At 42.5% G+C, this 11,284-nt stretch carries 7 protein-coding genes, 1 rRNA gene and 1 pseudogene; 1 reads left to right on the top strand and 8 read right to left on the bottom strand.

All coding sequences use genetic code 11. The features are described 5' to 3' along the window. The 3 genes from JQC92_RS02905 to JQC92_RS02895 all read right to left on the bottom strand — a co-directional run. Positions 1-244 (bottom strand): 16S ribosomal RNA (locus JQC92_RS02905); the annotation flags it as partial. Between the two features lie 799 nt (positions 245-1,043). Then, entirely contained in the window at positions 1,044-3,770 is a 2,727-nt protein-coding gene (gene secA, locus JQC92_RS02900) for a preprotein translocase subunit SecA (RefSeq protein WP_204998237.1), read from the bottom strand. A gap of 57 nt (positions 3,771-3,827) precedes the next feature. Continuing rightward, positions 3,828-4,727, bottom strand: coding sequence for a M23 family metallopeptidase (locus tag JQC92_RS02895; RefSeq protein WP_204998236.1), 900 nt, complete (start codon positions 4,725-4,727; stop codon positions 3,828-3,830). 24 nt (positions 4,728-4,751) lie between these two features. On the opposite strand from JQC92_RS02895, the gene JQC92_RS02890 reads away from it, so the two are divergent. Further along, positions 4,752-5,213 (top strand): DUF721 domain-containing protein, encoded by a 462-nt coding sequence (locus JQC92_RS02890; protein WP_204998235.1) that lies wholly within the window; start codon positions 4,752-4,754, stop codon positions 5,211-5,213. Here JQC92_RS02890 and lpxC read toward each other — a convergent pair. From lpxC to murC, 5 genes and pseudogenes are all read right to left on the bottom strand, one after another. Further along, a complete protein-coding gene (lpxC, locus tag JQC92_RS02885) occupies positions 5,210-6,133 on the bottom strand; it encodes a UDP-3-O-acyl-N-acetylglucosamine deacetylase (protein ID WP_204998234.1) in 924 nt (307 codons plus the stop codon). The two genes, JQC92_RS02890 and lpxC, sit on opposite strands and share 4 nt — an antisense overlap. Before the next feature lie 203 nt (positions 6,134-6,336). Beyond that, positions 6,337-7,536, bottom strand: coding sequence for a cell division protein FtsZ (gene ftsZ / locus JQC92_RS02880; protein ID WP_204998233.1), 1,200 nt, complete (start codon positions 7,534-7,536; stop codon positions 6,337-6,339). Positions 7,537-7,568: 32 nt separating this feature from the next. Beyond that, complete coding sequence (ftsA, locus tag JQC92_RS02875; protein WP_129945152.1) at positions 7,569-8,804, bottom strand: cell division protein FtsA; 1,236 nt, start codon at positions 8,802-8,804, stop codon at positions 7,569-7,571. Further along, positions 8,749-9,574: pseudogene (locus JQC92_RS02870) on the bottom strand (cell division protein FtsQ/DivIB). Before JQC92_RS02870 ends, ftsA begins: the two are co-directional and overlap by 56 nt. A gap of 267 nt (positions 9,575-9,841) precedes the next feature. Further along, a complete protein-coding gene (gene murC, locus JQC92_RS02865) occupies positions 9,842-11,284 on the bottom strand; it encodes a UDP-N-acetylmuramate--L-alanine ligase (protein ID WP_204998231.1) in 1,443 nt (480 codons plus the stop codon).

Raw genomic sequence — 11,284 nt, 5'->3', positions numbered from 1 at the left:
ATCCCACCTGGGCTTATCCAATTGCGAGAAGTCCGAAGAGCCTCCCCTTTTCCCCGTAGGGTTTATGCGGTATTAGCAGTCGTTTCCAACTGTTATCCCCCACAACTGGGCAAATTCCCAGGCATTACTCACCCGTCCGCCGCTCGTCAGCAGAGTAGCAAGCTACTCTCTGTTACCGCTCGACTTGCATGTGTTAGGCCTGCCGCCAGCGTTCAATCTGAGCCATGATCAAACTCTTCAATTAAAAGTTTAATTTTAAGTCCGAAGACTTTACTCAATGAATTCTGTCGATTTCTTGTCTTCAGCTTTTTCCTCTTTATAAGAGAAAAAGCTAAAAGCAAAAAATTTATAATCCAACTTTCGCTGAATTAAATTTGCATGTTCAAAGTTAATTAAAACTTTGAAAGTTTGCATGAACATCATCATTGATAAATTTTTTGGTTACCCATTCTTTACTGCAAAGAGTGAAGATGGATAACTTAGACAATCTATCTTTGTGAGTGCTCACACAGATTTGCTTGATATATTGTTAAAGAGCAATGTGTTTCGTTTTTCGAAACACCCCGTTGGAACCTTGTTCTCAGCGGGCTAGGGCTGCGTATTCTACGCATTTCCCTGTGGTCGTCAACACTTTTTTTAAACTTATTTTAAAGAAAGTTTTCGACCGTTTAAAGTGTGTTCAGCTTGAACTCAAACTTGCCACACTTTTAACCTTGAAGCTCAAGGCTATCCGACTCACCAACCTGCTGCTTAATCGCTTAAGAAGCTGTTGTGCCGTGTCAGTGGATGCGCATTATAGGGAGATTCTGAAACCGTGCAACCCCTTTTTTTAAGTTTTTTGCATTTATTTTTTATCTTCAGAATACACACATTTAACTCACGACTTACCCCTAAAGTTATCCACATTTAGCTTTTTTTCGTAGATTGCCTTGCGATTTCAGCTCATATATTTGCTTTTGAGTACCTATGTATTACATGCAAAATACAAAAAAAGGCGTATCGAATCGATACGCCTTTCTTTATTTAATGCTTTAAATGGTTATTTAACTGATTTTACCATGGCATTGTTTGTACTTTTTACCTGATCCACATGGGCAAGGATCGTTACGACCTACTTTTTCCCCCTCACGAACCGTTGGAGTATGTCCAGCCAGAGCTTCGAGCGCTTCATCACCACCTACCACTGATTCAGCTTCAGCATGTTGAAATTCGCGATGAATACGTGCTTCTTCTTCGCGTCGACGCTGTTCCATTTCATCTACATCAGATTGCGCTTGAACCTGAACTTTAGAAAGGATGCTAATAACATCGTATTTCAAGCTATCTAGCATTTGTTGGAACAACTCAAAAGATTCACGCTTATATTCTTGCTTAGGATTCTTTTGTGCGTAACCACGTAAGTGAATACCTTGACGTAAATGATCCATCGCAGAAAGGTGTTCTTTCCATAATTGATCTAAGGTTTGTAGCATTACTGACTTTTCAAATTGACGTAAGACTTCAGCACCGACCATCTCTTCTTTAGCTACGTACGACTCACCCCAAGTATTAACGATACGCTCACGTAATGTCTCTTCGTGAAGGTCTTCTTCTTTATCTAGCCATTCTTGTATCGGCAGTGGCATTGCAAACTCTTGTAGAAGACGAGTCTCAAGACCTTCTACATCCCACATCTCTTCAATAGATTGTGGTGGAATGTACTGATCAATTAAGCCATTAAGTACGTCTTCTTTAATCATTGCTATGGTATCTTGAATGCTTTCTGCATCCATAAGATCATTACGCTGTGAGTACACCACCTGACGTTGGTCATTGGCCACGTCATCGAACTCGAGTAATTGTTTACGAATATCGAAGTTACGTGCTTCAACTTTTCTCTGTGCATTTTCAATTGCACGTGATACCCATGGATGCTCGATTGCTTCACCTTCTTCCATACCGAGCTTTTTCATCATGCTCGAAACACGGTCAGAAGCGAAGATACGCATTAAGCTATCTTCCATAGATAAATAGAAGCGTGATGAACCGGCATCGCCTTGACGTCCTGAACGACCACGTAACTGATTATCGATGCGACGAGATTCGTGTCGCTCAGTACCTAAAATATGTAAACCGCCTGCGGCAACTACTTCATCATGGCGTACTTGCCAGTCAGCCTTGATTTTTGCAATTTGCTCATCCGTTGGATTCTCAAGTGCTGCAATTTCTGCTGCCCAACTGCCACCCAATACAATATCAGTACCACGACCTGCCATGTTAGTAGCAACGGTCACTACACCCGCATGACCCGCATCGGCAACAATGTCGGCTTCTTTTTCGTGGAATTTTGCATTCAATACTGAATGTGGGATTTTTTCTTTCTTCATCATTTGCGAAAGAAGTTCAGATTGTTCAATCGAAACGGTACCCACTAGTACTGGTTGGCCACGCTCACGACAGTCTCGAATATCATCAAGAATAGCGTTGTACTTTTCCATTGCTGTTAGATAAACCAAATCAGCACGATCATCTCTGACCATTGGCTTATTGGTTGGAACAACAACAGTATCGAGTCCATAAATTTGTTGGAATTCGAATGCTTCAGTATCCGCTGTACCAGTCATACCCGCCAACTTTTCATAGATACGGAAATAGTTCTGGAAGGTAATTGACGCTAATGTTTGGTTTTCATTCTGAATGTTTGCACCTTCTTTTGCTTCTACAGCTTGATGTAAACCTTCAGACCAACGACGACCTGGCATAGTACGGCCTGTATGCTCATCAACAATAATGACTTCGTCATCTTGTACAATATAGTCAACGTCTTTTTCAAATAAGGTATGAGCGCGAAGTGCAGCATTTACATGATGCAATAAAGAGATGTTTGCCGCTGAGTACAGTGAATCACCCTCAGGTAATAATCCTACTTGAATCAGTAGTTGCTCAATTTTCTCTTGACCGCGTTCAGTCATATGAACTTGTTTTGCTTTTTCGTCGATAGTGTAATCACCATCGCCAGTATATTCTTCCGTATCTTCTTTATCTTGCTTAACAAGATTAGGGATCAGCTTATCGACCTTGGTGTACATCTCTGAGCTGTCTTCTGCCGCACCAGAAATGATCAAAGGCGTTCGTGCTTCATCAATAAGAATCGAATCGACTTCATCGATCAATGCGTAGTGAAGTGGACGTTGTACACGTTCTGCTGGCGAAAATGCCATGTTGTCACGTAAGTAGTCAAAACCAAATTCGTTGTTGGTTCCGTAAGTGATGTCACTTCCATAAGCTGCTTTCTTATCTTCTGGAGAAAGATTAGCAACGTTAACGCCTACGCTTAGCCCTAAGAACTCAAATAACGGACGGTTAAATTCTGCATCACGACTGGCAAGATAATCATTCACGGTAATGATATGAACACCTTTACCTGTTAAGCCGTTTAAATATGCAGGAAGTGTTGCCGTCAAGGTTTTACCCTCACCCGTTCTCATCTCTGCAATACGGTTACTGTCAAGTACCATGCCGCCTAACATCTGTACGTCAAAATGACGCATATCGAAAACACGCTTTGACGCTTCACGAACTACAGCAAACGCTTCCGCCATGATATCTTGCAGAGTTTCACCTGCTTCTAAGCGCTTTCTAAACTCTTCTGTTTTTGCTGCTAATTCTTCATCCGAGAACTTTTCGTACTCAGCTTCCAACGCATTTATTTGATTAACGACTTTCCCTAAACCTTTAAGGGTACGCTCGTTACGACTACCAAAAACTTTTGTCAGTAATTTTCCAAACATCTGAATCACTTATATTTAAAAGGCTAAAATTCAATTCTAATAAAGCCGAGGTTGCTCTTAGCCTGCCTTACGGTAGACGTATTTTTGCGGATCAATTTGCTTTCCATTTCGCAATACTTCGTAGTGCACATGAGGGCCAGTCGAACGGCCAGTACTGCCCATATTCGCTATTCGTTGTCCCTTTGTCACAACATCGCCGACGTTGACCGTTAACGATTCATTGTGACCGTAGCGAGTTTTTAAGCCGTTACCATGGTCAATTTCCACTAAATTACCATAGCCGAACATACTGCCTGACCATGTCACGACACCAGCTGCGGTAGCGACTACTGCTTCGCCTTCACTGCCTGCGAAATCAATGCCTTTATGCATTGCTCTGCGGCCAGTAAATGGATCATTACGCAAACCGAATGGTGAAGAGAGCCAACCTTTTTTAATTGGTCGACCAGAAATATAACGTTCTTTATCTATATGGAGATTAGAAACGACAGTTTCAAGTACTGAGAGTTGGGTTTGATTATAATCAAGGTGATTGGCCAGTTTATCCATATCTGAAATCAATGAATCTAGCTCAATATTATCGCCCAATTCACTGACACCACCAACTCCAACTTCTGATGAAAAATCAAATTGGTCATCAAGTTTGTTTTGCTTAGCGACTTGCTGGCCAAGAGCTTCGAGACGGGTCATTTTTGCTTGCAAGCGTGCAACATGAGTAACAAGTAAAGATAATTGTGACTCTGTGGCATGCTTTAATTCTAATACTTGCTGCTTTTGCACATTACGTAAAGCTTTAACTGAGTCCATGTTGGCTTGCTGATCTGCAAAGCGTTCATTATTATAATGGTAAAAGCTTGTGATGCCGACTAACATCAGCGCAGGCAGAAATAACCAGCGTTTGCCTAAATGCAAACGTTGAACGCCTTTCTTGCCTTGAATAAATACAGTTACACTCATTAACGATAAGCCAATATTTAAATTATGAAAAAGCTTCCTCAAGATCTCAGTCAACTTCTAAACCATTCAGGCCGTTTACCTGAGCTAAAAGAGAAAGCTGAATTATTATTACGTTTGGACCGAGTTGTTAAACAGCAGTTAACAGGTCCTGTCGTCGAGCAAATAAAAGTCGCCAACTTCCGTGAAAGTACGTTAATTGTAGAAGTATCATCCTCTACTTGGGCGGCTCGACTCAATTTTCAAAAAAGTAATTTATTACTTAAACTTCAAAGCGAAGCGTTACCAATGCTCACCGCAATTGACGTTAAAGTCAACCCAAGGATGCGATCTAGTGCCCCAAAGGGTGAGCCAAGTTACGCTAAGCTCAGTGTTACAGCGGCTTCACATATTGAGGCCTTGGCCGAACACACAGAGGGAAGTTTAGGGCTAAAACTAAAACGGCTGGCTGCTAGAGCCAGCCGTCAAAGGCATTCTGATTCAGATTAAGCGAAAACGCTTGAATTATCTGGAGCCATGAAGCTCACTGGAACATCTGACTCTTGTTCGTAGCTCACAAGTTCCCATGCTTCTTGCTGGGCTAACAACGCTCGAACAAGTTTATTGTTCAGCGCATGCCCTGTTTTGTATGCAGAGAACTCACCAACAATAGCATGCCCAGCAACATAAAGATCACCAAATGCATCTAAGATCTTATGTTTTAAAAATTCATCATCGTATCTTAAACCGTCAGGGTTAAGTACTTTAAACTCATCAAGTACAACTGCGTTTTCCATGCTGCCACCTAAAGCAAGGTTGTTTGCCCTTAGGTATTCAATATCACGCATAAAACCGAATGTACGTGCACGGCTAATGTCTTTAACAAAACCATCAGTCGAGAAGTCCATCACCATGTGTTGCTGACTACGCGCGATTTCTGGATGGTCAAAGTCGATTTTAAAATCAACTTTAAATCCTTGATGCGGAGTAATCATCGCCCACTTGTCGCCATCTTCAACTTTAATTGACTGCTTAACACGTAGATATTTTTTAGGTGCTGCTTGTTGAGCGATACCTGCTGATTGCAATAAATACACGAATGGACTTGCGCTACCATCCATGATTGGGATTTCTGGCGCATCAACGTCGATGATGGCATTATCGATACCTAAACCTGCTAATGCAGCGAATAAGTGTTCAATAGTTTGCACTTTCACACCTTCATCATTCATTAACACGGTACACAACATGGCTTCACGAACCTGATCTGCTTTTGCTGGGATAGCAACCGCTGGATCAAGATCGGTACGCATGAATACGATTCCAGTGTTCACTGGTGCAGGGTGTATGGCAAGTGTTACTTTATTACCAGAGTGCAATCCTACTCCAGTTGTTTTTACCATTTTCTTAACTGTTCTTTGAAAAATCATTCAGTTACCCGTTTATCGTTGTACCGTAAATTGCGACAGAAATATCGACATCCCAACTACAACCAAACCGCAGGCAGGTTTGGCTGGTCGGATATCCTAACACACTTTTGCAATGACACAAAAAATCACCACTTAAAATACAAATTTAAGTGATCTGTGTCACTGTTTAGCACTAGCTTTTGAGTTAGCGCTTATTTTCTCATTTAGTCTGCTTGCTTGCGTAAGAATGCCGGAATATCGAGATAGTCCAATTCACTCTTTTGAGCTTGAGCAGGTGCGGCTTGCGCTTGACTTACCCCCACTTGCACTACATTACCAGAGGCCGTTGCAATACCGGGTTCATCAACGGCAATCTTTTCAGCAGTAGCAACCGTTACTGGTTCAGCTGATGTAACTGGAATATCTCTCGGTGCAGGCTTGCTCACTAACGTGATATCAGGCTTCTTTTCAGCGCCAATACCGGTTGCAACTACTGTTACACGGAGTTCATCGCTCATCTCAGGATCGATAACCGCACCAACAACTACCGTGGCATTATCAGAAGCATAAGCTTTCACGTGGTTACCCACAGTTTCAAACTCTTCGATGCTCATATCCATGCCAGCGGTGATGTTAACTAACACGCCACGAGCACCAGCTAGATCAATATCTTCAAGTAACGGACTTGCAACTGCTGATTCGGCCGCTTCTTCAGCACGGTCTTCACCACTCGCAATTCCAGTTCCCATCATGGCATTACCCATTTCAGACATCACGGTTTTCACGTCTGCAAAATCGACGTTAATTAAACCTGGGCGAGTGATCAGCTCAGCAATACCTTGTACGGCACCAAGTAATACATTATTTGCTGCAGCAAAAGCATCTAATAAAGACGTCCCACGACCTAAAACCTTTAATAGTTTTTCGTTCGGGATCGTAATTAATGAATCCACTTGCTTACCGAGCTGTTCAATTCCCTGTTCAGCAAACGTCATGCGCTTTTTGCCTTCGAATGGGAATGGCTTAGTGACTACAGCAACAGTAAGAATGCCTTCTTCTTTTGCTATCTCTGCCACTACTGGCGCAGCACCGGTACCTGTACCGCCACCCATACCAGCTGCAATGAAAATCATGTCACAACCTTTAATTGCGGCACGAATGTTTTCTTTATCTTCTTCAGCCGCCATGCGACCGATTTCTGGATTCGCTCCTGCCCCTAATCCTTTAGTGACATCACGACCAAGCTGGATAGTAGAACCAGCAGAAGATTTACGTAATGCTTGCGCATCGGTATTGGTTGCTACAAACTCAACACCTTCGATGTTGTGTCTAACCATGTGTTCAACGGCGTTGCCACCGCCACCACCGACGCCGATGACTTTAATCACCGCTTCGTCTGAGTGTGTGTCCATTATCTCAAACATATTATGAACTCCATATTTGCCTGCTTGTAAACTTAAAACTCACCTTTAAACCAGCTTTTCGCCCGGTTTAAAAAACTTGTCACGCCATTACGTTCTGGGCGCTCTAATTCTTTATCGATTAAACGTCTTGCACCGTAGTGCAATAAACCAATACCCGTTGCGTATATCGGCTGACTTACATATTCATATAGCCCTTTGACTTTCAAAGGTGCTGCAACTCTCACTGGCATACCAAATGTTGCTTCAGCAACATCGACTGAACCATCAATCGATGAGGTACCACCAGTGATCACAATTCCGGCTGCGATTTGGTCTTCATAACCACTGTCTCGAAGCTCTTGCAATATCAGTTCGAACATCTCTTGATATCTTGGCTCTACAACTTCAGCCAATGTATGACGAGACATAGAACGAGAAGGTCGCCCGCCTACTGACGGTACTTCAATATTTTCTTCTCGGCTCACTGTCGAGCTTCTTGCATTCGCAAACTGCACTTTAATTTGCTCAGCATGTGATAATGGTGTTCTAAAAATCTTTGCAATATCACTGGTAACTTGATTTCCAGCCACTGGTACAACAGCACAGTGACGCAGGGCACCATTGGTATAAACCGCAATATCTGTGGTGCCCCCCCCAATATCAACTAAACACACACCAAGATCTTTTTCATCGTTGGTCAAAGTAGAGTCTGCTGACGCAATTCCAGAAAATACCAGATCATCCACTTTTAAACCGCAACGCTCAACACTTTTCGTTATATTTTTTGCCATGTCGTTAGCACAAGTTACGATATGCACTTTAGCTTCCATTCTCATGCCTGACATGCCAATTGGGCTTTTGATGCTATCTTGCACGTCAATGGCATATTCTTGTGGTAAAACATGCAAAATTCGACGTTCAGTGGGGATCTTCACCGATCGTGCTGTATGAATCACATTATCAACGTCTTCTTGAGTCACTTCTTCATCATTGATTGAAACCATGCCGTTTTCATTTTGACAAGCAATGTGTTTACCTGAAATGCTTAAGTAAACTGAAGTTACCTGACAATCTGCCATTAACTCCGCTTGATCTAACGCTCGCTGAACACTGCGCACAATAGAATCTAAGTCGTTAACACCGCCTTTATCCATACCTCTGGACGGATGGTTACCAACGCCAACAATCGTAATTTCACCATCAGGCATCACTTCACCAATAATGACGGCGACCTTAGCTGTTCCTATATCCAACCCAACGATTAGGTTTCTTTCTTGGTTCTTGGTCATTCGTTGTCGACTCTCACTTTCCTATCTGCCCAGCCTACGGCTAAACCTGTGTCATAACGTAAATCTACGTTTTTTATTGGCTTACCTTGTTTCAAGATTTCAGGGTAAACATCAATAAAACGTTGAACTCGGCTCATTTTGTCTTCACGCCCCAAGTTCAACTCAATGCCATCGTCTAACTGGATATGCCATGCATGTCTCGGCGTTAAACTCAGCTCTCTCATTTCAAAACCATTTATGGTCAGCAGTGCATTCATTTGCTTATAGCCCTGCAGTACCTCTTTCGCCGAATCATCCGGTCCAAACAATTGCGGCAATTTATCCGTTTGTGCCTCAACCAGTGGCGCTTTAAACACATCACCATATTGGTTAAGCCAATCTTTAGTATTCCAATGTGCAGCAGCATCTTGCTCTTTAATCAGTACCTTCAATTTAGCTGGCCACTCACGCTTTACTGAAGCACGATATACCCATGGTAATGCTTCTAACCGCTCTTGAACCCGCTCAACATCGGCATTAAAAAAGCTGGAACTGAGCAAACTCCTCAATGCTACTTGTATTTCATGCGCATTGGTGTATCTCAATTCCCCTTGAATGACCACTGCTTCAATTGGCAATTCGTTGGCATCATTAACCATATGTTTAAGCTGGAATGACACGGCGACGATTCCTGCAATCACGACGCCTAGAAAAGTGATGCCAAACACTAAATACCAATTTACTTGGTGTAATTTTTCACACAAATTTTGGTATTTTGCTTTCCAACTCACCTTGTCTGCCTGCTCCGCTTTTTCTTCTAATCAAGCATTGGCATCGAAGTAGCTGACCATAAATTTTTCCGATTTTATGATGCCCAGTTTCAGCACTCTACTTCGTTAAAACTTCAGTTACATAACTTTTGCTATGCGCCCTGCGTTTTACCTTGTATATCACTAAACTTGGACTACATAATTTTCAAAAAACTTATCGTCAGCTACTTCCTTCTATTAATAGAATGCCATATCTTATTTATAAAAACTTGCTTTAGTATCGGTTTATTAACAATTAAAGCCTAATTCTGTCGTAACGAGCTCACGTGAGATCATACCGATATTTCCGGCACCTTGTGTCAGCAATAAATCATTGTCTTGTAATAATTCAGGCAACATCGTTTTTAACTGTGATTTATCTGCAACAAAAATCGGCTCTACTTTACTTCTTTGCCTGATGGCACGACACAATGCACGACCGTCGGCACCAGGAATAACATCTTCACCAGCTGCGTAAACTTCCAACAGTAATAAACAATCGACCTGTGACAATACTTCTGCAAAATCTTCAAACAAGTCACGAGTACGCGAATAACGATGAGGCTGAAACGCCATCACTAAACGCTTATCGGAATAGGCTTCTCGTGCCGCTTTAATGGTAACGGCGACTTCGCTTGGGTGATGACCATAATCATCCACTAATAACACATCACCCTTTGGTGTGTTGAAATCACCCAGCTTTTGAAAACGACGGCCAATACCTTGAAACTCGAACAGTGATGTCTTAATAGGTGCACTTCCAATTTCATCTTCTGTAGCAACAGCAATTGCGGCCAATGCGTTTAATACATTATGCTCACCTGGCATATTGAGCTCGATATCCATCGACTCACCATTGACTTGCTCCACAGTGAACTGGCTTAGCGCACCATTTTGCTTAAAGTGTATAGCTCGAACATCAGCATCCTCACTGAATCCATAAGTGACAACTTTACGGCCAATACGAGGCAATAACTCTCTGATCACTGGATCATCAATACACACAACCGCTAAGCCATAAAAAGGTAAGTTATGGATGAAATCAATAAATGCCGTCTTTAACGTTTCAAAGTCACCGCCATATGTATCCATATGATCAGCTTCAATATTGGTGACTACCGCTACCATCGGCTGCAAATGTAAAAAACTCGCATCGCTTTCATCGGCTTCAGCGATTAAATAGCGACTCGTTCCTAGACGCGCATTGGTGCCTGCACTGTTAAGCAGACCGCCGATCACAAATGTTGGGTCTCGCTCTGCTTCAGCGTAGACCGATGCAATTAAACTGGTCGTTGTCGTTTTACCGTGTGTACCCGCTACAGCGACACCATGACGATAGCGCATTAACTCTGCTAGCATTTCAGCGCGACGAACGACAGGAATGCGTTGCTCTTTAGCCGCAACAATCTCTGGATTAGCATCTGAAATAGCCGTTGAAACTACGATAACATTCGCACCGATTACGTTACTTTCATGATGACCAATAGTGACATTCGCTCCGAGTGCAACCAAACGGTCACTGACTCTATTATGAGCGATATCAGAACCGCTGATCTCATAGCCTTCATTAAGTAGCACTTCAGCAATACCGCCCATACCAGCACCGCCAATTCCCACAAAATGAATTCGTCTAATTCGACGCATTTCTGGAATTTGCTCTCTGAGTTTTGCTTGCTTCTCTTTATTCGTCAT

This window comes from Parashewanella hymeniacidonis (assembly GCF_016900895.1).
In the GTDB taxonomy this organism is placed as follows: domain Bacteria; phylum Pseudomonadota; class Gammaproteobacteria; order Enterobacterales; family Shewanellaceae; genus Parashewanella; species Parashewanella hymeniacidonis.
The sequence above is the reverse complement of the archived record's forward strand: the minus strand, read 5'-3'. Positions and strand labels throughout refer to the sequence as shown.

Excerpts from the sequence above, each read along its gene's own strand:
- secA (WP_204998237.1), bottom strand. The coding sequence starts at position 3,770 with ATGTTTGGAAAATTACTGACAAAAGTTTTTGGTAGTCGTAACGAGCGT.
- JQC92_RS02895 (WP_204998236.1), bottom strand. The coding sequence starts at position 4,727 with ATGAGTGTAACTGTATTTATTCAAGGCAAGAAAGGCGTTCAACGTTTG.
- JQC92_RS02890 (WP_204998235.1), top strand. The coding sequence starts at position 4,752 with ATGAAAAAGCTTCCTCAAGATCTCAGTCAACTTCTAAACCATTCAGGC.
- lpxC (WP_204998234.1), bottom strand. The coding sequence starts at position 6,133 with ATGATTTTTCAAAGAACAGTTAAGAAAATGGTAAAAACAACTGGAGTA.
- ftsZ (WP_204998233.1), bottom strand. The coding sequence starts at position 7,536 with ATGTTTGAGATAATGGACACACACTCAGACGAAGCGGTGATTAAAGTC.
- ftsA (WP_129945152.1), bottom strand. The coding sequence starts at position 8,804 with ATGACCAAGAACCAAGAAAGAAACCTAATCGTTGGGTTGGATATAGGA.
- murC (WP_204998231.1), bottom strand. The coding sequence starts at position 11,284 with ATGACGAATAAAGAGAAGCAAGCAAAACTCAGAGAGCAAATTCCAGAA.